This window comes from Pleurocapsa sp. PCC 7327 (assembly GCF_000317025.1).
Taxonomy (GTDB): domain Bacteria; phylum Cyanobacteriota; class Cyanobacteriia; order Cyanobacteriales; family Microcystaceae; genus Hydrococcus.
The window spans coordinates 4508594-4530685 of sequence record NC_019689.1 but is presented as its reverse complement, the minus strand read 5'-3'; the positions used below and the strand labels follow the sequence as shown (position 1 = coordinate 4530685).

Below are 22092 nucleotides of genomic sequence, written 5' to 3'. Positions count from 1 at the left end.
ACTTGCTATGGCTAGGGAAAGTTGGCATTGCCCACCAAACTGCTATTAATTCGCACACGCCGTACAATTATTTTCTGACTCTTTAAAACCATCTTTTTGTACGGTGCGGATATAATAGATGGCTTTACACCCTTGTTGCCATGCCATTACTAATGTTTCAAAGATATCTTTAGCTGCGATCGCGCGATTGGGTTCGTCGGGAAAATAAACGCCTTGATTGAGATTGAATAACAATTCCATGGATATTCCCGTATCGATCCATTGCTGTATTGTTGCGACTGCTTTGACAACAATTTTTTGATCGATGGTTTTATTTTCTGGATAAAACCAGAAGTAATTATTAATAAATGGAGGGGCAACGGGAACAGTTCCTTTTGCCCATTTGTCATAGAAAAAACGACTATAGACGGGAAGAATGCTTGCCGTACAACCCTGTACTAAAGATGAAGAAGTATTCGGTGCGATCGCGGTAATATGAGAATTGCGAATGCCATATTTTTGAATATCTTGAGAAAGTTGCACCCATCTTTCTTTATGATTCGCATTTTCTAGGAACCATTCTATGGGTTTCGCCCCAATTAATTTCCCTTGACTCCATTCGCTGCCTTCAAAAGCATCGTATGCGCCTCTTTCTTTAGCTAATTCCATCGAAGTTTGCGTACACCAATAGCCAATTTCTTCAAAGAGATCGCTAATTTCTGGCAAGTTGGCGTAAGAGAGGCGATGCTTTGCCAACCAGTCAGCTAATCCCATACAACCCACTCCGATAGTGCGGTATTTATTATTGTGATTTTTTGCCGCATCGAAGGGAGGATTGGTGATGTCGATAGTATTATCTAACATTCTCACGGCTATATTGCAAACGCGATCGAGTTCGTCGTCTTCGATATTGGCTAGATTAAGACTGACTAAATTACAACAGTGCGCTTCCGTTCCTGGCGCTACGTTGGAAAAACTCTCGGTGCACAAATTTACTCCCGGAATATAGCCCTCATGCTTGTTCGGATTTGCCCGATTGATGGTATCTTTGAAAGCTAGGTAGGGCATTCCCGTTTCTACCTGCGATCGCATGATAGTTTTAAATAATTCGCGGGCATTAACTCGCTTGTAGAGTGTAATTTCTTTATCTAATTTTGCTTCGATGAGTCGATAGGCACGCTCAAATTCTTCTCCCCACAATTCGGCAAGTTCTATGCCTAAGTTGGTACGAATTTCATAAGGATCGACTAGCGTCCATTCTTCTTTATTGACTACCCGACGCATAAACTCATCGGGAAAGACTAATTGCGGGAAAATATCGTAAGCCTTGCGACGCCGATCCCCGTTTTCGGTTTGCATTTCTAGAAATTCGGGGACATCGAAGTGCCATACGTCTAAACTAACTGTAACCGCACCCGCCCGACGACCGCCTTGATTGACCGCGATCGCAGTATCATTAAGTAACTTAATCCAAGGAATTACACCGCCAGAGGCATTTGCCTTGCCCATCACCCAGCTTCCGGTAGCGCGAATGCGGCTGACGTTCACGCCTACACCACCGCCATTTTTCGAGATTCTGGCAGTGTTGGTAATCTCGGCAAAAATACTCTCTAAATTGTCGTCAATAGAAAGAATAAAACAACTGGTCAAAGAACCGCCAGGAACTCTCAAATTTGCCAGAATAGGGGTAGCAAGGGAAATTTTCCGAGACGCGATCGCCTCATAAAATCTCCTCGCCCAAATGAGGCGATTTTCTGGCGCTTCAATCGTAGCTAACAGCAGGGCGCAAGTCAGCAAGGCTTCTTGAGGTAACTCGTCTGGTAAGAGATAGCGACTGGTCAGCAAAACTGCCCCAGCATAATCATAATCGGTATCCCAATCGGGATTAATCCAGCTTCCAGCTTCCTGTAATTCTTTAGACGAATAGGTCAAGATTCTCTCGTCGTATTTCTTTGCCGCAACCATCGTTCGAACGGTCTGTTTGTAGTCGCCATATTGATAGCCGCGACTGACTTGGGTATCTTTCCACAAACTCCAGATGTGAAGTCTTCCCGCCACGTAGCGCCAGTCTGGTTCTTCGGGGCTGCACATTTCTAAGGCGCAGTTAATCAGATTGTCCTGAATCTCTCTCGTCGTAATGCCGTTGCGCAAGCGAGTTTTTAATCCAGCTTCCAGAGCAATGGGATTGACCTCAACTCCAGCACAAGCCCAATCGACCACGGCACGAATTTTGGCAATATTTAGGGAAGTCCTCGAACCATCTCGTCTGATGACCTGTATGTCGCTAGCATGTGGCGAGTGCCCGTTACCGACGGCACAAGAAGCGAACTGATTGCGTCGGTCGGTGGTATTGGAAATTGTAGTCGATAAGGACTGTTGCATAAGTCTAGGTAATTCTACAAATAACTCGACGATTGAGATACGCAAACGCTAAACTAATACGCTTCTTAGTATCTTAGTATTAAACCACAGATATGGTGGTCTTCCAGATAGAAAACTCCATATATGGATTCATATCATAAATGATAATTCGGGATCGCGAGTAGTCAAGTCGGTGAAATTTAAGGATATAAAAATTTAAATTGCATAAAAACTATACCTGAAAGCCTTGCGAGGCAACTAAAATTACGACTTTCAAATTCGTAATTCTTAATCGGAGACGGACAATTCCTCACCGACGCGCTCGAATCGCATCTCTACAAACTTATGTTTGAAGAACTCGCTCGAACTCTCGAACTCAGGCAATGAGTCTTATGATTGAAGTGTCAATACAAGCATGGCTTAAGCCAACCGAAAAAACAGAACACTCCAGAGGCTTAAATATGTCTAATCCAACTAATGAGGAGAACGTTCAACCGCCGCAGTTATCAGAAATTCAAAGCCAATTGAGTCAACTGAGCAGTCAATTAGCAGAAATTAAGCCGTACCCAGAGCAAATCTCAAGCTTGTCCGAGCAAGTGTCTCAGCTAGAAGAGAGACTAATGCTGGTGTCCGACGTACACCGCTATGGAAAACTGCAACAAGACTTGGCTTCTGGAAATTGGTTCGAGGCGGATAAAGAAACTGTTAATGTCATTCTCGATGTGGCGGGTAAGCCGATAGAAGAACTAACCCCAGAGGATATCAGGAATTTTCCTTGTAACGCGATCGCGACTATCGATCTGCTCTGGCTCAGGTACAGTCAAAAACGCTTTGGTTTTAGTATACAGCTAGGCATTTACCAAACTTTAGGCGGCAATCTGGAAACTACTCTAGAACAAGATCGAAAACTCATAGAAAAATTAGGCGAGCGAGTTGGCTGGCGCGAAAATAATCGCTGGAGAAAATGCGATAAGCTTGACTACTCTCCGAACGCTCCCGTTGGTTGTCATCCTTCGCGGTGGTGGAATTCCCCCTATGGCTCAAAAATGACTAACTATTTTCTAGCTCGTCTAATGGCATGTGATTTGTAACGAGTCTATCTTTTCGGCTGCTTGTCGTCATTATAAATTTAAATTGTATATTTTTTAAATTTAAAACAAAGATTTTTCCGATTTTTCACCCATGATGCGCTAGTAAATTAAAAAGCTGACTGAATCAGCGATCGGTTCCTTTGACCCTGTGGGTACAAGGATCTGCATCGATTGTGGAGAAATTAACGATTAACTGTTAGCAGTTAACTGATTACTAAATACTGAATCCTGTCTCTATCGACTTCCATGAATCATGTCTATTCGCATCCTACTGCAAACAACTCTATTGTCTACTAAAGAAGACGATTGGACGATCGCGCGCTTTCAGTTGCTGAGCGACTATCTAACTTCTCTAACCGACGAGCGGGGAAACTCGCTGTGTCAGGTGACGGCACGCGATCGCCAGCCCGATGCCCAAGGAAACGATCCCGTGCTCAGCGATCTCGATCGCCAAGATTTTGACGAACTCTGGTTATTTGCCCTAGACGTAGGAGGCGGTCTGAGCGATCGAGACCTAACCGGAATTGCTCGCTTTCATCAACGGGGCGGCGGCATTCTCGCGACGCGCGACCACCAAGATATGGGCATCTCAATGTGCGGTCTCGATAACATCGGTTGTTTTCACTACTTTCATACTCAGCAAATTGACCCAGACGAGTCTCGCTGCCGTAGCGACGACTGCTATACGACCTATATTTCCTGGCCCAACTACCACTCTGGGCGCAACGGAGATTATCAGACGATCCAACCCGTCGAACCCCTGCACGACCTTCTAAAAAATCCGGCCTCTCCAACGGGAACGATTCAATTTTTCCCTGCCCATCCCCATGAAGGTGGCATTGGCGTTCCTGCCAATGCCAAACACGCACGGGTAATCGCGACGGGAAAAAGTCAAGTAACCGGACGAGAGTTCAATCTAGCTGTCGCCGCAGAAAGAGTCGATGGATCGGGACGGGTTGTCGCTCAATCAACATTCCATCATTTCGTAGACTACAATTGGGATATCAGCAAAGGCTGTCCTAGCTTTGTAGACGAGCCTCCTGGCGAAGGAATGCAAAAAGAACCGCAGGCTTTGGCAGATATTCAATGCTATGTCAAAAACTTAGCCCTCTGGCTGACACCAACCAATGACCAGTGACTAAAACAATTCGCAATTCGCAATTGATAATTCACAATTGTTGATTGGCAATTGTGAGTTGGATTGACCAGTTTTTGGATTTTGGATTTTGGATTGAGGAGTAGTTAATTATTTCTTTTTTCCTATCTCCCCTGCGTCCTTAAAACATCTCCTTTCTAGAAAATCGAACATGTCTACCTATTCCACTCCTTTGCTAGGTCTGACGGCTATTCTGGTTGGTCTGGCAAGTGCCTGTACCTTTCTATCGCCTAGCGAAACCGGGCAGACTAATAGTCAGCTTATCCAAGTCAATTCCGTAGAGCTAGTCCAACGGGGAATCGAAAAAACCCAAGGCGGCGACTATAAAGGAGCAAGCGAAGACTTTACCAAAGCCCTGAAAATTAATAGTAATGATGCAGACGCTTATTTCAACCGAGGTTTTGCCTACAGTCAATTGGGAGAAGCCGAGAAAGCGATCGCCGATTTTACTAGAGCCTTGAAACTCGATCCCAACTTTATCGAGGCTTACGTTAACCGAGCCAATATCTACTTACAATCGGGAGATTACAAAAACGCGATCGCCGATGCTCGGGCAGCACTTAAACTGAATCCTAACGAACCCTTTGCCCATAATACTTTGGGTCTCGTCTATTTGAATACAGGAGACAGCAAAGGCGCTGACTTTGAACTTTCTCAAGTTATTGCTAGCAATCCAGAATATGCGGAAGCTTATTACAATCGTGCCCTCGCTCGTTGGGATTTAGGCAATCGAGAAGGTGCTATCCTCGATTTTAAGCAAGCCGCCGAGATTTTCAAGCAACAGGGAAACACAGAAGCCTATCAAGCCGTACAAAATCGGCTTGCCTCGCTGAAGCAAAAAGATGCAAAAATTCGATGAGTTTATGGCGAAGTAGACAGGAAAATCCCAATTCCATTATGAACGCGAGCGGCAGTAACGGGAGAGCGATCGATCGATTGACCGCCTAGCAATAAAGATGTCGAACTGCCTCCATCGAGATTGAGGGCATCGACTGCTCCTAACTTTTGCATAATCTGAGCCAGCTCGCTAAGGGTTGCCCCTCGTCCGCCAACGCGGTTGTGAACCGTGGCAATAATTAACGTACCCCGAGCGCTCGTCGCGATCGCGCTGCGAGAAGCCATTTGTTTTTGGAAACCCGTGCTGAATCGTTCCAAGGCGGCGTTGAGGACGATGCGACTGTTTTGGATTAAAAGAGGGCCCGCCCCTAACACGTGAGGGTAACTAGCAAAGTCGGCAGGAAATGTGCTGCTCTCCAGCGTCACTTGCGTGCCGACGAGCAAGACGGAAGCAGGTGCGCCATTTTTGCGAATTGCCAATAAATAACCATCCGTGGGGATGGCAAATGCATCTTTTCCAGCCAATCCTGCCTGTAGCTGTTGGGTAACGCGGTTATTTTGTACGACAACGATTGTCTCGTTATCTGTCAGAGTTTTGTAATTCGCTCCCCACTCAGACGTATAGCGAGCCATTCCCGCGTCTACGTAGCCGCTATTGAGCAAGAGAATCGGCAGACGCTCTCCCGTCGATGTCGTTAGCATTTCTCGAAATGCGAGACGACCGATTTTAACCTGTCCTTTGTCATTCCATGCGATCGCGCCTCGGTTGAGGATGGGACTCGATAGCCAACGGTTATCCTGACGAATTGCCCCCAGCGGCAGCTTGCTATCGCGGTTAAAGAAGCCGCCGTTAATTGCCGCCGTTGCCTGCCAAGAACGAGCAGTCATTACGAGGGGAGCAATGCCTTCTAAGGTATTGGGATTGCTGGTAATAGGTTTGAGGGAGATTCCCGGCGATCGCGGGTCGATCTCCAACCAATTTACTGGAAAATAGCTGCGATCGAGCCTGACAAACCGCTGTCGCCAAATAACTCCCGGTGCCCAGACAATATCTCGCTGCTTCATGACATCGGGACGGATATCGACGACTAATCGGTTGGGATTGGCTAGGCTAAATACTTGCACGCCATGAGCCGTTGGCAAGTCGATCAGTAACTTGGTAATTTTGCCATCACTTTGCAAGGAAAATAGCTGCTCGTCAAGCTTAGTGGGTGCAGGCGAGGGAGCGCCGCTGCCCATATCGTCCTCATCGGTTGCCTGAATGGCATCGTCGGCTGTAGGCGATGGTTGAAATTGGGCTAATAGTTCGGGAGTTGCCATGCCTTCAATTATCACGGCTCCTTGCTTGGGGGCTTGACTGACTTGCCAGAAAACCGGACGATCCAAATCGATAACCAGGCGCTTGCCCCAAGTTTGATTGCCTTGACGAATATTGAGGATCTGCGGTTGGGGAAAGTCGATGTTGAGAACGTTGCCTGCTACTTGCAATTGACCGCCTGCTCGATTGACTAGCTCGGTAATATCGAGGTAGCGGTACGGGCTAATAAATTTTGCTCCAAGAGAAATCGGTCGCTTGGGATCGACTGGGAACCAAAGTACGGGCTGTACGTCCGATCTGTTGGTACTGAGGAGTTCTACTCCCAAGGCTTGCATGGCGCCAGTATCGGTAATAGCTGTGCGAACCGAACCATTTTCGTTCCATTGCGTCCAAGCGATCGGAAATCTGCGTCCGTTGAGAGAGATTTCCCGACTTGCTTGGGAATCGGAAGAGGGAGTTTGAGCGATTAAAGAATTCAGAATTCTGAATTTTGAATGCTCAATTGTGATAAGTTCTGCGTTAACAGAAGTATTGGTTTGAGGGATGGCAGAAGACACTCGAACAGCTTCTAATTTCTGTACGGGCGTTTCGCGAATTGGCGGGGCGGTGTAGCGACCCTTGTTCTCTGCCTTGAAATCCTCCTGACTTCTAGGCGAGCGGATTTCCAAACTCTCCCCTACATCTAACTTCTGAGGGCGATCGCCTTCTGTTTCAGCCGACGAGCCAACTGAGAAGGAGTAGACAACTAGCGTCGCGAGTAGAGAAAAAGAAAAGAAGCCTACTGATTTCCAAATTGAGTCAGTCACGGATACGCCCTCAAGTTACTTTTTAAGAATTTAATTTTTATTCCGATCGCGCTGCGATCGCACAAAAATGATTGTAATACATCATGGATTGATGACTTTTTCGTTTCGATCTCTCTGACTCGAACGGGCGATCGCGATTGCTATTGCTGGCTTGATGGTAGTAGCAAGCCTAAGCTAATTAAAATAACACCAACTCGAACTGGAGATTGTTAAAATTCAATATTTCTTATAATATTGATTATTACTAAGCGGAGAAAATTCACCTATCCGCCAAGATTTACCAGATATCTTGGAGAACGCCAGTTGCTTCACTTCGATAAAGCCAAAAGGTTATTCTTTAAAACTCAGCAGTTGTTAACGATTGTTGAGCAATTCCGTCGCGGCTAAGTTGGGCACATAGACGGGGCAATCTAATTCGCAATCGATCGTACAGTTAATGGCGAATTGTTTGGGTTAAGGGCAAATACACTTAGGACGTTCTGCTCGAAAACGCAAACAGGATATCCTAATATTTAGACTAAATAAACAAACTTAATCAAGCTTAATTTTGTTTCCCTCATAATCGGATCCAAATCTCGTATTTGTCAACCGGAATTTGCCAGCAGCAGCCATTTTTAAGCTAACCAATAATATCAATACCTTACCTTAAACCAGCACAGATCGTGGAAAGAGAATGAATAGAGAGAATCGCAGTCAATCAACTCACCAACCCGAACGGGAAATGCCTTATCTCGGCCCCAGATGGCTAACGGAGGAACGGGATGCTTGCGGAGTTGGCTTTATCGCCGACGTTAAAGGTCGAGGCAGTCACGCACTAATCGAACAAGCCCTATCGGCATTAGGCTGTATGGAGCATCGGGGAGCGTGCAGTGCAGATAACGATTCGGGCGATGGTTCGGGTATAATGACTGCCCTGCCGCTGCAACTATTTGAGGGCTGGTTTAGAGCCAATCATCTTTCCATGCCGATAGCAGAACGTCTGGGCGTAGGGATGGTGTTTTTGCCTCAAGAACCCTCCAGACGAGCGGAGGCGATGGCTGATGTAGAAGAGGCAGTCAAAGCCGAAAAATTAACCGTACTGGGATGGCGAGAAGTTCCCGTGCGTCCGGAAGTGCTAGGGGTGCAAGCGCGGGAAAATCAGCCTTATATCGCGCAAATTATGGTGACATCTCCCAATAACTTAGCTGGAGATGCATTAGATAAGGTTCTCTACGTAGCGCGATCGCGAGTCGGAAAAAAATTAGCCGACGATTTTTATATTTGCTCGTTTTCCTGCCGCACGATCGTCTACAAAGGCATGGTGAGAGCAGCAGTCCTGGGAGAGTTTTATCTCGACTTAAAAGATCCTAACTATCAAAGTCAGTTTGCCGTCTACCACCGCCGCTTCAGCACCAACACCATGCCCAAATGGCCCCTTGCTCAGCCAATGCGGTTATTGGGGCATAACGGCGAGATCAACACCCTGCTAGGCAATATCAACTGGATGGCAGCACGGGAAATGAATCTAGAAGTGCCGGGATGGACGGCAGAGCAACTCGACGCGCTCACGCCCATCGTTAACATCGATAACAGCGACTCCTACAACCTGGATAGCGCGATGGAGCTGTTGGTGCGTACCGGACGCAGCCCCCTAGAAGCAGCGACGATCCTGGTGCCGGAAGCCTACCAAAACCAACCCGATTTAAAGAACCATCCAGAAATCGTCGAGTTTTATCGCTACTACAGCGGACTGCAAGAGCCCTGGGATGGACCCGCTTTGCTCGTCTTTAGCGATGGTAAGACCGTTGGTGCCTGCTTGGATCGCAACGGTTTGCGCCCCGCTCGTTACAGCATCACCAAAGATGGCTACGTCGTCGTCGCCTCCGAAGCGGGAGTCGTTTCCCTTCCAGAGGCGGAGATTGTCGAGAAAGGGCGCTTGGGTCCCGGAGAAGCGATCGCAGTGAATTTAGAAACCCAAGAAATTCTGAAAAATTGGGAGATCAAGCAGCGCATTGCCAAACAGCATCCCTACGGCGAGTGGGTAAATGCTTTTCGCCAAGAAGTCGGAGTGCAATCCTTCTGCGAAAAGCTCCAGATAGAAGACGACGCAGCTTTACTGCGCTATCAGACGGCTTTTGGCTATACGGCAGAAGATGTCGAGATGATTATCGAGCCGATGGCAAGTCAAGGCAAAGAACCCACCTTCTGTATGGGAGACGATACTCCCTTGGCAGTGCTATCGAGTAAACCCCGCTTACTCTACGACTATTTCAAACAGCGCTTTGCTCAAGTCACCAATCCGCCTATCGATCCCCTGCGGGAAAGCTTAGTCATGTCGTTAGAGGTGCTGTTGGGCAAACGGGGCAATCTGCTCGCTCCCAGTCCAGAAGCCGCTCGTCTCCTGAAACTGGAAACCCCCATTCTCAACGAAACCGAGTTTGCAGCCATTAAAGCCTCCGAGTTTGCCACGGTAGAACTATCGACTTTATTTGAAATCGCCAACGGACCAAGCGGGTTAGAAATCGCTTTGCGGCGGCTGTGCGACGAAGCTGCCCAAGCCGTTCGTTCGGGAGCAGAAATTCTGATTCTGAGCGATCGCGCTAACGGACGTACCATTGATGAAACCCAAAGCTATATTCCTCCCCTGCTAGCAGTGGGAGCAGTACACCATCATCTGATTCGAGAAGGGCTGCGCTTGAGCGCCTCATTGATTGTAGATACCGCCCAGTGTTGGAGTACCCACCACTTTGCTTGTTTAATCGGCTACGGCGCGTCGGCAGTCTGTCCCTACCTTGCCCTAGAATCCGTGCGCCATTGGCGGAACGACTTAAAAACGCAAAAGATGATGGCGAATGGCAAGCTAGAAACCATTACGTTAGAAACAGCTCTCAAACGCTATCGCAAGGCGGTAGAAGCTGGCTTGTTGAAGATTCTCTCCAAAATGGGAATTTCGCTCCTCTCGTCCTACCATGGAGCGCAAATCTTTGAAGCGATCGGTTTGGGAGGCAAATTAATCGATCTGGCGTTTAGGGGAACTACCAGTCGAGTTGGCGGCTTGAGCGTAGAAGAATTAGCGCAAGAAGTCATTTCCTTCCACAGACAAGCCTTTCCTAACCTAACGCTCAAGAAATTAGAAAATTACGGTTTTGTCAACTACCGTCCCGGCGGAGAATATCACATGAACTCCCCAGAGATGGCAAAGGCGCTGCATAAGGCAGTTGCAGCCTACAAAGGCGAAAGCAACGGCTCTTCTGATAACAAGGAAGCTTACGACCACTACGAAGTCTACCAAAAATACCTGGCAGACCGTCCGGTGACGGCGCTGCGAGATTTATTGGATTTCCAACCCGATCGCGCTTCTATTCCCATCGAAGAAGTCGAATCCATCGAATCGATTGTCAAGCGCTTCTGCACGGGCGGCATGTCATTGGGGGCACTGTCGCGAGAAGCACACGAAATCCTAGCGATCGCGATGAACCGTCTCGGCGGCAAATCCAATTCGGGAGAAGGCGGCGAAGATCCCATCCGCTTCAAGATTCTCGACGATGTAGACGAAAACGGCAATTCTCCCACATTGCCCCACCTGAAGGGACTTCGCAACGGCGATACGGCGAGTTCTGCTATCAAACAGATCGCCTCTGGACGCTTTGGAGTTACCCCCGAATATTTAATGAGCGCCAAGCAACTAGAAATTAAGATTGCCCAAGGCGCGAAGCCTGGAGAAGGCGGTCAGTTACCCGGCAAGAAAGTCAGCCCCTACATCGCCATGTTGCGGCGTTCTAAACCCGGAGTTGACTTGATTTCTCCGCCGCCCCACCACGATATCTACTCAATTGAGGACTTGGCGCAGCTAATCTTCGACCTGCATCAGATCAACCCGAAAGCGCAAGTATCGGTCAAGCTGGTTGCTGAAATCGGCATCGGTACGGTAGCGGCTGGCGTTGCTAAGGCAAATGCAGATATCATTCAAATTTCCGGTCACGACGGCGGTACGGGAGCATCTCCATTGAGTTCAATCAAGCACGCTGGCGGTCCTTGGGAATTGGGCGTGACAGAAGTTCATCGCGTGCTGCTGGAAAATCAATTGCGCGATCGCGTGATTCTGCGAGCAGATGGCGGGTTGAAAACGGGTTGGGATGTCGTTATGGCAGCTTTGATGGGTGCAGAAGAATTTGGCTTCGGCTCGATTTCCATGATTGCCGAAGGCTGCATTATGGCGAGGATCTGCCATACTAATAACTGTCCGGTAGGGGTTGCTACTCAACAGGAACGCTTGAGAGCGCGGTTTACTGGCATACCAGAGCACGTAGTCAATTTCTTTTACTTCATCGCCCAAGAAGTGCGATCGCTGCTGGCGCGTCTAGGCTATCGTCGTTTGGACGAAATTATCGGTCGCACCGACTTATTGGAAATGAGAGAAGGAGCTAAATTAACTAAAACCCAGGCACTCAATCTCGATTGCTTGCTCAATCTTCCCAACGTTCGGGAAAACCGCAGTTGGTTAAACCACGAAGAAGTCCATAGCAACGGCGACGTTCTCGACGATCGCTTGCTGGCAGATCCTGAAATAGCCGCAGCCATCCAAAACCAAGGCGTTATCACCAAGGAAATCGCGATCGTTAACACCGATCGCACTGTAGGCGCAAGAATTGCCGGAGCGATCGCCAAACAATACGGCAATAACGGCTTTGAAGGGGAAATTACCCTAAAATTCAAGGGTTCTGCGGGTCAAAGCTTCGGGGCTTTCAACTTACCTGGCATGAAGCTATTGTTAGAAGGAGAAGCTAATGATTACGTCGGTAAAGGAATGCACGGCGGCGAAATCGCGATCGTGCCTCCGAAGGAAGCTACTTTCGATGCTTCAGAAAACGTCATTATCGGCAATACTTGCCTCTACGGAGCAACAGGCGGCGTACTCTATGCCAACGGTCGCGCAGGAGAACGATTTGCAGTCCGTAACTCCCTCGCAAAAGCTGTTATCGAAGGGGCAGGCGATCACTGTTGCGAATACATGACGGGTGGCGTAGTGGTCGTCCTCGGTTCGGTCGGTCGCAACGTTGGGGCTGGCATGACGGGAGGCTTAGCATACTTCCTCGATGAGGATGGATCTTTCCCAGAAAAAGTCAATAAAGACATTGTTAAAATTCAACGGATCTGTACGCCTGCTGGTGAAGAATTGTTGAAAGGGCTAATCGAGGCTCACGTCGAAAAGACGGGCAGCCCTAAAGGTAAGGCGATTCTCGACAATTGGGAGTCCTATCTTGGCAAATTCTGGCAAGTCGTTCCCCCATCGGAAGCCAACGCGCCAGAAACCAATCCTGAAGCGGTAGTTGAGCAAGAAAAGACACTTACTTCGGTTCAGTAAAATTTAGCAAAGGCAGGAGATTTTTCTCCTGTCTTTTAGTTTTGTGCGATCGCATTTCAATCATCAACTAACCTATCAAGAATCGAGAGGACTTCTGACAGCCTTACCACCTCGATTTAGTACGTGGGTATAAATCATGGTTGTCTTGACATCTTTATGTCCGAGTAATTCCTGCACCGTGCGAATATCATAGCCATTTTGCAATAGACCTCTTGCATAACTCATAAGAATATTAATCTAAAAAATGAGTTAACATCCTTGCGGGAAGTCCCCCAGTGCAGGGAAACGGAACTGGGGGATGAAAGCAAGGGCAGGATATAGTTAGCTACGCGGAGAATCTTGTTGCTTGATAGATTTTTTCAAAACATCAAGCGATACTCCGCCACTGGAATTGACCAAGTATGAGCTAGACCAAAAAACAGGTTTCCAGTAGTATTTGTCAACATGAGACTTGAACTCCTTGCGAATTAGTCTGCTTGATGACGCTTTGAGAACTTTTACAAACTCAGAAATCTGGTTGTCTGGAGACAGACTGACCAATTGAGACCCCGTCCTTAAGGACGGGGATTTATAATGCTTTTTTGTTGTTCACCTAGTGAGAATTTCAGAAGTAATCACCTTGCCTCGATACTTCGTTACCAATACAATATGCAAGTGAATACAAAATAGAGCATGAGAACTCTTTCTGAGCAAAGGTTGCACTGGGCGTTAAGTGAATGGTACGCTCGCACCCATGAGAGTAACACGTAGAACCACCTTTCGCTTATATCCAACTAAATCTCAGGAGTCGAAATTGCATTATTGGCGACGACTTCATAAAGATTTGTTCAAGGCCTGTCTTTACCACAGAAAGACAGAATATCAGCGTTTTGGGAATTCTATTAGCTACTATGACCAGCAAAATATTCTGCCAGATTTCAAAGAATGTTGGCCTGAATATAAAGAATTAGGTGCGCAAGCTTTACAGGCAACGGTAAAGGGTGTTGACTATGCCTTTCAACGTTTTTTCCGTGGATTGAGTGGATACCCAAAATTCAAGTCTGCACGACATGATCGTGGTCGGACTTATCCAGGAATAAGTGGATGGAAAGCGCATACATCAGGCGATAACGGCTACCTGGAATTGTCTAATTTAGGACAAATTCAGATGAGAGGTAAAGCTAGAACTTGGGGGACACCAACAACTTGTACAATCATCTGGAAACCAGGTAAATGGTATGCTTCAATCACTGTAAACTGCGAACCAAAACGAGAAACTAGCACTGGTGCTATAGGTTTAGATTTTGGTACTCACCACGCTATTGCTTGTTCAGATGGAACAATAATTGCTCCTCCGAAATTTTTAGCCAAAACTCAACAAAAAATAAAGCAATTATCTAAGAGATTGCGTCGCAAGCGTGCGCCTAATTTCAAAAAGAAGATTAAAGCATCTAAACGTTGGAGAAAAGCCAGGAAACAAATTAGTAGACTTCAAAGTAAAGTGACCAATCAAAGACAAGATTGGCAACATCAAGTAGCTACACAGATAGGAAAGAGTAATTCACTGGTAGCTACTGAGAAGTTGAACATCAAAGGGATGACTCGTAAAGCAAACAAGGGCAGCCAAAGAAAACATCAAAAAACAGGACTCAATAGCTCGCTGTTAGATGTTGGGATTGGCAATCTAACTTCACTAATCAGATCTAAGCTCAGTGAATGTAGTGGGGTATTTGTTGAAGTACCTCTCAAAATTGCACCATCCCAAACTTGCCCTCGGTGTGGTTACAAAAAGAAAAAAGAGTTAGCCGAGCGTGTGCATCATTGTGAAAACTGCAACTTCACTGCGGCTCGTGATGTGGCAGCATCAATGGTAATGCTCAATTACGCTTTGGGGTTAGGAACTAGCCTCTCAAACGCTGATGCTGAACCTCTTTCTAAGACCCCACAGCATTGTGGAGGGTTTAGGAAAGTTCAGCAGGTGAAGCGTCAGAAACCTCGGAGGTAGCGCAAGCGAAGTCCGTAGGTAGTTCATATACAGGGAAACTACTGCGCACTCTGACTGAGGAGCATTCATGCTTTGTTTATTCAGTTGCTATCAGCCCGGATGGCCAGACCTTAGCCAGCAATGGCAACTATGATGATTCAATTACAATTTGGCGTTTAAGTACGGGGAAATTGCTGCGTTGTCTCACTGATGGCGTTGGCGTTAGTACTGTCGCTATCAGCCCGGATGGAAAAACTTTGGTCAGTGGCAGTTGTAACGGTACAATTAAGATTTGGCGTTTAAGTACGGGGGAACTACTCCGCACTCTTACGGGACATTCAGATGGTGTTAGTACTGTAGCTATCAGCCCGGATGGAAAAACTTTGGTTAGTGGCAGTTATGATGATACAATCAAGATTTGGCAGGTGACGGGAAAGCCAAGGGAAGAGCCTCAGTGCAAACAGAAGGAAGAGGAAACTAAAAATACCTCTACTAACAGTAGTACCTACAGTGATAGTTACAGTAGTTACAGTGCTTATAGTCCTGGTTCAAGGGTAATATGGTAGCGCATTAATATTGATGCAAAATGGGCTTACACTAAATGGTTGGCGCTCATATTAATCTGATTCTGGCTGATGGTAACACTCTATTATCGCGGCATGGCAGAGGAAAACGGTAAACTCAAAGTGGGACGTAGCGCTCGGATATTGGGAATCAGACCTGGCATCGACATTGACATCGAACAAATGTCTAGAGATTGGTTGGATGAGCAGGGGTACCTTCGACCAGAAGTAGAACGCACGGCATTGCATAATGAGGATATGAAACGAGGGTAAAACCAATGCAATGTCCTGAATGTGGCTCTACTGCGCTCGGTAAGAACGGTAAGCAAAGAGGTAAACAAAATTACCTTTGTAAAGCTTGTCGGCGGCAGTTCATTGAAACCTATGATCCCCCTGCAGGCTATGGTGATGAGTTTAAGCGGGACTGTCTCAAACTGGATGTCAACGGCATGGGATTTCGAGCCATTGAACGAGTCAAAGGCGTTCACCATACAACGGTGATTACTTGGGTCAAGCAAATTGGGGAATTGTTAGCCGATGCTTACGAACCAGAAGTCACGCCGGAAGTGGGGGAATTGGATGAGTTGGAGACCTTTGTGGGCACAAAAAAACAAGATTTGGCTGTGGACTGCCGTTGACCACTTCAAAGCGGGGATTTTAGGGTGGGTTTTAGGGGCTCATAGCGCGGAAACGTTCCGTCCCTTGTGGGCCATCGTGGCCGCTTGGAAGTGCTATTTCTATGTCACCGATGGTTGGAAGGTCTATCCTGGTTTCATTCCCGATGGCGACCACATTATCAGCAAGACTTACATGACGCGGGTGGAAGGCGAAAATACCCGATTACGTCACTACCTGGCTCGATTGCACCGCAAGACGTTGTGCTACTCGAAGTCCGTAGCAATGCTAAAGCACTCGCTCAAATTGTTACTGCACTACCTGAAATTTGGAGAGGTGCTTGTCCCTCAGTGAATCATATGCTTATTCAGCAATGCCGAACGCACAATCCTTCATCAGGTGAACTTGTAGCGGTAGCCATTAGAAATACAAAAGCAATGTTTGTTTCGCTGGCAATTGAAAGTTTGCCAGCCTTCCGTAGACCTGCAAAGTTTGGAGGAACGGGAAAAGATCCACTTTGGCAAATTGACGACAGCAAAATTACCGGAGACCTTGAAGCTGTCCAAGATAGCTCCACTCACGTCAGTATTTTGCCAGGAGTTACAACACTTTTAGAGAAATAACGTTCATTGGAGGCGATCACAGCATAATGAGCTGGCGCTGAGTTCGAGGTTATCTGCCGCCGCTCAATTAAGCCTTTAGCCGGCTTAGTTCTTGGGTTGGGCCAGTGAAACGAGGCTACTGCTTGGGTGTAGATGCTAAACTTGACCCAGAAACATTAAGAGAGCGATCGCTATGGCTTCTATTACCCTTGAACTTTCAGACACCCAATTCCAAAAGCTACAAGATTTGGCAACAGTCCATGGAATTACGCCCGAAGTTTTGTTGAAGGCAAGCTTGGAAGATTGGCTAAATTCTCAAAAGAGCGAATTTGTTGATGCTGCAAATTATGTGCTAACAAAAAATACTGAGTTATATCAGCGGTTAGCATGATGCGTTTCCTGACGTTAATCGAAGTGCTAGAACTACATCGCAGAGTCATTGATCAATCTGGTGGAACATTCGGTCTCCGAGATGTAGGGTTGTTGGAGTCAGCGATCGCGCAGCCTCGAATGACATTTGGTGGAGAAGATTTGTACCCAAGCTTACTGGAGAAAGCAGCAGCACTAGGTTTGTCTATCATCATAAATCATCCATTTGTAGATGGAAACAAGCGTACAGGTCATGCTGCGATGGAAACTTTTCTTGTCCTAAACGGAATGGAAATTAACGCCTCTGTGGATGAACAGGAGCGTGTGGTGCTGGCAATCGCATCAGGTGAGCTAGGGCGCAAAGCATTTGTAGAATGGTTGCAGAAGAATACAACCGCCAGCTAACAAGTCGTTGGAGCAGCATCGTATGGCAATTGCTTGCTTCGTTTATGTGTTATCTAGCGCTGCTCAACTTGGTCGTTATACGGCTTAGGTAATTGGTAAAGATGCAGTTACCATTTTGTCTGTGAGCTACGATCTCAATTATTCCTGCAAGTCACTCGTGAATTTGCAGTGTAGCTCTTCAACGCGATCAAGGATTTCGAGAAACTCTTTCCCGAAAGGAGTCAATTGGTACTCAACACGCGGAGGAATTTCAGGGTAGCTTAATTTCTCCAAAATTCCAAATTGAACCATCTTAGCAAGACGTTCATTCAGTACCTTGGTTGTTAATCCCGGTTTTGTCTTCACCAAAGCTCGTGGACGGTTCACACCGCGCTGAATTTGGATCAAAATGTGAAGCGTCCATTTACACCCAATGCAATCCTCAAACATCTTAATGAGCCTGCTTGAAGCAACAGAAAAATTTTTCTGACCTTGATTATCCTGTGGGTTCACATTTGCAACCAAATGGTACCTACCTCACGAAAAAGTGCCTGCTTGCGGGTTGGGTGTGATCGTCTCTATAGTCGAATGGCACTAAGATAAGGGGAACGCCTTGCGCAATCAACATCGCAGACTTTGTAAGTGCTGAGGTTAGAATGCGTCGCGCGTGCAATGACGATCCAAAATGTTTTCAATTGGGAGAAAAAGCTTTCAAGCCCGTAAAATACTTTTTTGGAACTTGAAAGCCAATTGGAATAATAATATTGTGACAAATCGTGTCAGAATTCTTCAAGAAAAATTTAGGCAGAGTCTGGGACTACCGTTTGAGAATTTATTGCCGTCATGGGAGATTCAAAAAGTTATCGATGAATTAAAAGTTAAATATCGTCGGCGATTATTTGACCCAATAGTAACTCTTGAAAACTACTTTGGGCATGGAAGAATGGCACTAAGATAAGTGGAAACACTTATCATTCAAGCAGTTTGCCATTGTTCGGCGTACTGATGTCTAGGCTGCTTCATCAAAGGATAAGCTTTAGGGCGACGTTTACGAACTCTTGGTTCACTTCTGCCGGGGCGATCGCTCACCGACTTGTGAACAACAACTTTTAGTAAAGTCCGATAAATTTGATGAAGTTGTGCGGATGAAGCAGCTAATAATTGAGGAATAAAATTATGCAAGTGATGACGAGTTCCTTGTAATGATAAGCGTACTGGTGGCACACCGTAAGTCGTACCAGATTCCCACATTAAGGTACGTAACAAATTGTAGGCAAGCAAATAAACATAAAGTTCTTTACCTACCATAGCGGGAGTTTTACCTCGTAAAACTTCCATGCCCAAAGTAGTTTTCAAGAGTTACTATTGGGTCAAATAATCGCCGACGATATTTAACTTTTAATTCATCGATAACTTTTTGAATCTCCCATGACGGCAATAAATTCTCAAACGGTAGTCCCAGACTCTGCCTAAATTTTTCTTGAAGAATTCTGACACGATTTGTCACAATATTATTATTCCAATTGGCTTTCAAGTTCCAAAAAAGTATTTTACGGGCTTGAAAGCTTTTTCTCCCAATTGAAAACATTTTGGATCGTCATTGCACGCGCGACGCATTCTAACCTCAGCACTTACAAAGTCTGCGATGTTGATTGCGCAAGGCGTTCCCCTTATCTTAGTGCCATTCGGTTTAGAGTCCTCTTCCTATAATGTATTGTCGATTTATCGGTCATCCAATCGTAAAATTACGGATCTTCGATCGTATGGGTGACAACTATCTCAGTAAAACTGTAATATTCGATCGGAAATCTTTTATAAGATGGAAGAGCTATCTAATCGCCCTTGGAATAAAGATATGAGGGAATAACTAGCGATCGCGCAATAAGCTTTCCCGATGAGCTATGCGAAATAATGACACTTAAGTCTTTAGACAAGCGATCGCCCACCAAAAAAGAATCGGGAATATTTAATCTTCAATTTGTAGTTAACAGAAGATCTCGAAAATCAATCGGTCGGGCTGGAAAGTCGAGAGATTGGTACTTTTCTATGACACTTGCTCAATGGATTGAGAGGGAACTAAAATCGATCGGGAGGGAACGAAATTATGATCGCAAAACCTATTCCTAAAATTTTGACAGCGGGAGCGATCGCGATCGGCATCGCGGCGCTGGATGCTACCGTAACTTTTAGTCAGACTGTATCGCAAGAGCAGGCACCACAAGAGTCGAAGGTGACCTTCATCTGCGATGCCAATAACAGTCCGCCAACAACATTTGCGATTGGCAGAGACGAACGAGGAAACCCCACGCTTACCCCGATCTTTAGCTGGCATTCAGAATACTTATTCTCTGGCGATTCAGCCAAAGCCTTGTGTCAGCAAATGGCTCAAAAATTACAAAGTAAATACGATCGAGGCGAACAACCATATTTCTCGTCCAAACGCACAGAACTAAAAGATGAGACTACAGGAAAAGTAAATTACAGAATGGATGTGTGTTTGGTTGCCAGCGAATCAGCCGACTGTGAAAACAGCAGCCAGCGCGAAGATCTATTTAGTCTAAATGGCTCTTATAAAGATCCACTTGCGTGCGTAATGGATCGGACGCAACCCAAAGCTTGTAGGCGCTATATTCCAACACGAGGTCCACTTATTAGTATTCCATCAGGAAACTATAAGCGCGGTTGGCTGAGCTGGTTTTATTAAAGAAAAGAGATCGTAAAGTCACAGTAGGGGCGAGATTTCCTTACCCCTACTCGTTCATCGTTCGGGTATATTACTAACTTCTATAAACATAAGCGATTGACAACAATCTATAGCTTTCTAGGGCGATCGAACCAATTCGTAATTGGAGGAATCGCCTACAACAATAACCTTTGACAGCATCGATGCCTCTTTCCCAAAGCGAAATTGCTCCCCGACAATCACGCTATACAAGTCTTCAGATGCAGCGCGAGGAGAATCGTTCCAATTGCGAATTGTAATCCCATTTCTAAAAAAGAACGCTACAAATGCTCAACGAAAAAGCCTTACACAGGGAGCTGCTGACTAATTGCGAACTGATAATTGCGAACCGACGCGGACTCCCACGAAGTGGAGGAGCATCGGCGAATTGGTATAAATATGTTTAAGTTTAAGTCATCGCTCGGATTCTATCTGAGCGTAACGCTGCCGAATTTCCTCAATAGAAAAGAGCGCTTGAAACTTAAGTCCTTGTGAATGATAAAATTCTGTGCCTCCTTGCTCCCGATCTACTAGGGCAATAACTTGCTCGACTGCGTAACCAGCGGCTCGCAATCTTTCCACTGCTAGCATTGCCGATTTTCCGGTTGTCACGACATCTTCTAGGACGACAACTTTTGCCCCAGATGGGAGAGTCGGACCTTCGAGATAAGCTCGCGTTCCGTGTCCTTTTGCCTCTTTGCGAACGATAAGTGCGGGAATGGGTCGATTTTCGTAGGCTGACACTACGCTCACCGCCGTCACTATAGGATCGGCACCCAGCGTCAAACCGGCTACGGATTGAGTATCTTCTGGCAACATGGAAAGTAATAAACGACCGATAGCTAAGGCTCCTTCTGCCGTAAGGGTGACTTGTTTGCCATTGATGTAATAGTTGCTGCGCTGTCCTGAAGACAGGACAAAATCTCCTTCTTTGTAGGCCAAACGAACGAATAAGTCTAAAAGTAGCTGGCGTATGGCAGACAAGTCGGCGGTAGTAACTAAGACGTTAGCTTGGGAATTGGTTTTCATAGGTGGCAGTGTCAAGAGAACTCAAGCGAGGAGGCTTTGTTTTCTGTGATTTCAGTTAAAATTAATTTATGTAGATTAACTTTTTAGAAAGTTAATTCAATTTATTGCATGAAAAGCAATTAGCACTATCCAGAAAAATTTGTTTTAGCTATTTTTCCCTGGTGAGGAGCCATCAATAAAAATGTCTAAGATCGTTTGGAAATCTTCCTTCCTTATCCTAGCGGCTTTTGGTACGTCCGCTCTCGTGCCATCATTGGCTAACGCAGGCGAAGTCCCAATCTCGGTGCTAACAGCGAATCAACTCGCTTCCTATAGCAACGAAGATAGAGAGAAGTTACTGGCACAAGTGACAAGTATCGCCCAGTTCAGCGATGTTGCTCCAGGAGAATGGGCTTTTGAGGCATTGCAGAATTTAGTAGAAGAATATGGCTGTGTGGTCGGCTACCCCGATCGCACATACCGAGGCAATCGCCCTCTAACCCGCTACGAATTTGCAGCTGGGATGAATGCCTGTTTGCAAGCAGTCGAACGTCGGATGCTAGAATCGGCAATGACGACTAGAGAGGAGACATCGGCAACTGCTGCCTCGACCGAAGCATTATCGGAAACCTTTAACCGGGCTTTCTCTCACAATTCCGGCGACTTTTTCGAGGGCACCGATCCATTAGGGCAACTGAACAATGAATTGGGGATTATTCCTTTTCAGGTACCAGCATCTTTCCCAGAAAATCAAATTACTAGAGATGCAGAATTGCTAGAGGCACTCTATAAAGATACTCTACAACAGCAATCGTCTCTACCGAGAATAAGAACGCGGGATTTACCCAATCCTTTTAATACCTCGTTGCGAGAAAATCCTAACTATATTCGTCCTGCTGCTTCTGATGGTGGAAGAGAAGTTATTATCGAACGCAGCCCATAAATAGAGAGCAGGGGAGACGGGGAGATTGGGG

At 46.3% G+C, this 22092-nt stretch carries 18 protein-coding genes and 3 pseudogenes; 14 read left to right on the top strand and 7 right to left on the bottom strand.

All coding sequences use genetic code 11. From position 1 onward, the window contains the following. Positions 1-45 precede the first annotated feature (45 nt). A pseudogene (locus PLE7327_RS20380) lies at positions 46-2259 on the bottom strand (ribonucleoside-diphosphate reductase subunit alpha); the annotation flags it as partial. 464 nt (positions 2260-2723) lie between these two features. Here PLE7327_RS20380 and PLE7327_RS20375 point away from each other — a divergent pair. The 3 genes from PLE7327_RS20375 (at position 2724) to PLE7327_RS20365 (ending at position 5446) form a co-directional block, all read left to right on the top strand. Continuing rightward, the gene (locus PLE7327_RS20375; protein WP_015145659.1) at positions 2724-3431 is read left to right on the top strand and encodes a GUN4 domain-containing protein; all 708 of its coding nucleotides are present in this window, start codon (positions 2724-2726) and stop codon (positions 3429-3431) included. Positions 3432-3684: 253 nt separating this feature from the next. Next, entirely contained in the window at positions 3685-4569 is an 885-nt protein-coding gene (locus PLE7327_RS20370; protein ID WP_015145658.1) for a hypothetical protein, read from the top strand. Between the two features lie 169 nt (positions 4570-4738). Beyond that, positions 4739-5446, top strand: a complete 708-nt coding sequence (locus PLE7327_RS20365) for a tetratricopeptide repeat protein (RefSeq protein ID WP_015145657.1) — start codon at positions 4739-4741, stop codon at positions 5444-5446. Between the two features lie 2 nt (positions 5447-5448). Here PLE7327_RS20365 and PLE7327_RS20360 read toward each other — a convergent pair whose 3' ends face one another. After that, positions 5449-7548 (bottom strand): phosphodiester glycosidase family protein, encoded by a 2100-nt coding sequence (locus PLE7327_RS20360; protein WP_015145656.1) that lies wholly within the window; start codon positions 7546-7548, stop codon positions 5449-5451. Positions 7549-8221: 673 nt separating this feature from the next. Here PLE7327_RS20360 and gltB point away from each other — a divergent pair. Further along, complete coding sequence (gene gltB, locus PLE7327_RS20355; RefSeq protein WP_015145655.1) at positions 8222-12892, top strand: glutamate synthase large subunit; 4671 nt, start codon at positions 8222-8224, stop codon at positions 12890-12892. Between the two features lie 75 nt (positions 12893-12967). Here gltB and PLE7327_RS23765 read toward each other — a convergent pair. Next, positions 12968-13114, bottom strand: a pseudogene (locus PLE7327_RS23765) (tyrosine-type recombinase/integrase); the annotation flags it as partial. 99 nt (positions 13115-13213) lie between these two features. Beyond that, on the bottom strand, positions 13214-13432 hold the full coding sequence (gene tnpA / locus PLE7327_RS26025; protein ID WP_254658006.1) for an IS200/IS605 family transposase: 219 nt from the start codon (positions 13430-13432) through the stop codon (positions 13214-13216). 193 nt (positions 13433-13625) lie between these two features. On the opposite strand from tnpA, the gene PLE7327_RS20350 reads away from it, so the two are divergent. The 7 genes from PLE7327_RS20350 to PLE7327_RS20320 all read left to right on the top strand — a co-directional run bounded on the left by PLE7327_RS20350 (position 13626) and on the right by PLE7327_RS20320 (position 17409). After that, positions 13626-14876 carry an RNA-guided endonuclease TnpB family protein gene (locus PLE7327_RS20350; RefSeq protein ID WP_041393677.1) on the top strand — a complete coding sequence of 417 codons (1251 nt, stop codon included), beginning with the start codon at positions 13626-13628 and terminating at the stop codon, positions 14874-14876. A 41-nt stretch (positions 14877-14917) separates the two neighbouring features. Continuing rightward, the gene (locus tag PLE7327_RS20345) at positions 14918-15421 is read left to right on the top strand and encodes a WD40 repeat domain-containing protein (RefSeq protein WP_083888320.1); all 504 of its coding nucleotides are present in this window, start codon (positions 14918-14920) and stop codon (positions 15419-15421) included. A 69-nt stretch (positions 15422-15490) separates the two neighbouring features. Next, the gene (locus tag PLE7327_RS20340; protein ID WP_015145653.1) at positions 15491-15691 is read left to right on the top strand and encodes a hypothetical protein; all 201 of its coding nucleotides are present in this window, start codon (positions 15491-15493) and stop codon (positions 15689-15691) included. A gap of 5 nt (positions 15692-15696) precedes the next feature. Next, positions 15697-16387, top strand: a protein-coding gene (locus tag PLE7327_RS23755; RefSeq protein WP_371265071.1) for an IS1 family transposase whose coding sequence is annotated in 2 segments (ribosomal slippage) — positions 15697-16022 and positions 16021-16387 — 693 coding nt in all. Because the reading frame shifts where the segments join, the coding sequence is not laid out codon by codon here. A gap of 5 nt (positions 16388-16392) precedes the next feature. Further along, positions 16393-16656: a hypothetical protein gene (locus tag PLE7327_RS20330; RefSeq protein ID WP_217523226.1), complete on the top strand. Its 264-nt coding sequence runs from the start codon at positions 16393-16395 to the stop codon at positions 16654-16656. 172 nt (positions 16657-16828) lie between these two features. Then, positions 16829-17026, top strand: a complete 198-nt coding sequence (locus PLE7327_RS20325) for a hypothetical protein (RefSeq protein ID WP_015145652.1) — start codon at positions 16829-16831, stop codon at positions 17024-17026. After that, positions 17023-17409 (top strand): type II toxin-antitoxin system death-on-curing family toxin, encoded by a 387-nt coding sequence (locus tag PLE7327_RS20320; RefSeq protein ID WP_015145651.1) that lies wholly within the window; start codon positions 17023-17025, stop codon positions 17407-17409. The genes PLE7327_RS20325 and PLE7327_RS20320 overlap by 4 nt, the downstream gene beginning before the upstream one ends. Before the next feature lie 138 nt (positions 17410-17547). Here the strand turns inward: PLE7327_RS20320 and PLE7327_RS20315 are convergent, their stop codons facing one another. Beyond that, a complete protein-coding gene (locus tag PLE7327_RS20315) occupies positions 17548-17913 on the bottom strand; it encodes a helix-turn-helix domain-containing protein (protein WP_217523224.1) in 366 nt (121 codons plus the stop codon). Positions 17914-18073: 160 nt separating this feature from the next. Here PLE7327_RS20315 and PLE7327_RS20310 point away from each other — a divergent pair, with 160 nt between their 5' ends. Next, positions 18074-18346, top strand: a complete 273-nt coding sequence (locus PLE7327_RS20310) for a hypothetical protein (RefSeq protein WP_041392428.1) — start codon at positions 18074-18076, stop codon at positions 18344-18346. Between the two features lie 17 nt (positions 18347-18363). On the opposite strand, the pseudogene PLE7327_RS20305 reads toward PLE7327_RS20310, so the two are convergent. Then, positions 18364-18744 (bottom strand): annotated as a pseudogene (locus PLE7327_RS20305) (IS4 family transposase); the annotation flags it as partial. 748 nt (positions 18745-19492) lie between these two features. On the opposite strand from PLE7327_RS20305, the gene PLE7327_RS20295 reads away from it, so the two are divergent. Next, positions 19493-20092: a COP23 domain-containing protein gene (locus PLE7327_RS20295; protein WP_015145649.1), complete on the top strand. Its 600-nt coding sequence runs from the start codon at positions 19493-19495 to the stop codon at positions 20090-20092. A gap of 432 nt (positions 20093-20524) precedes the next feature. Here the strand turns inward: PLE7327_RS20295 and pyrE are convergent, their stop codons facing one another. Beyond that, on the bottom strand, positions 20525-21139 hold the full coding sequence (pyrE, locus tag PLE7327_RS20290) for an orotate phosphoribosyltransferase (RefSeq protein ID WP_015145648.1): 615 nt from the start codon (positions 21137-21139) through the stop codon (positions 20525-20527). Positions 21140-21320: 181 nt separating this feature from the next. Between pyrE and PLE7327_RS20285 the strand changes: the two genes are divergently transcribed. Then, a complete protein-coding gene (locus tag PLE7327_RS20285; protein ID WP_015145647.1) occupies positions 21321-22061 on the top strand; it encodes an iron uptake porin in 741 nt (246 codons plus the stop codon). Positions 22062-22092: the final 31 nt, after the last annotated feature.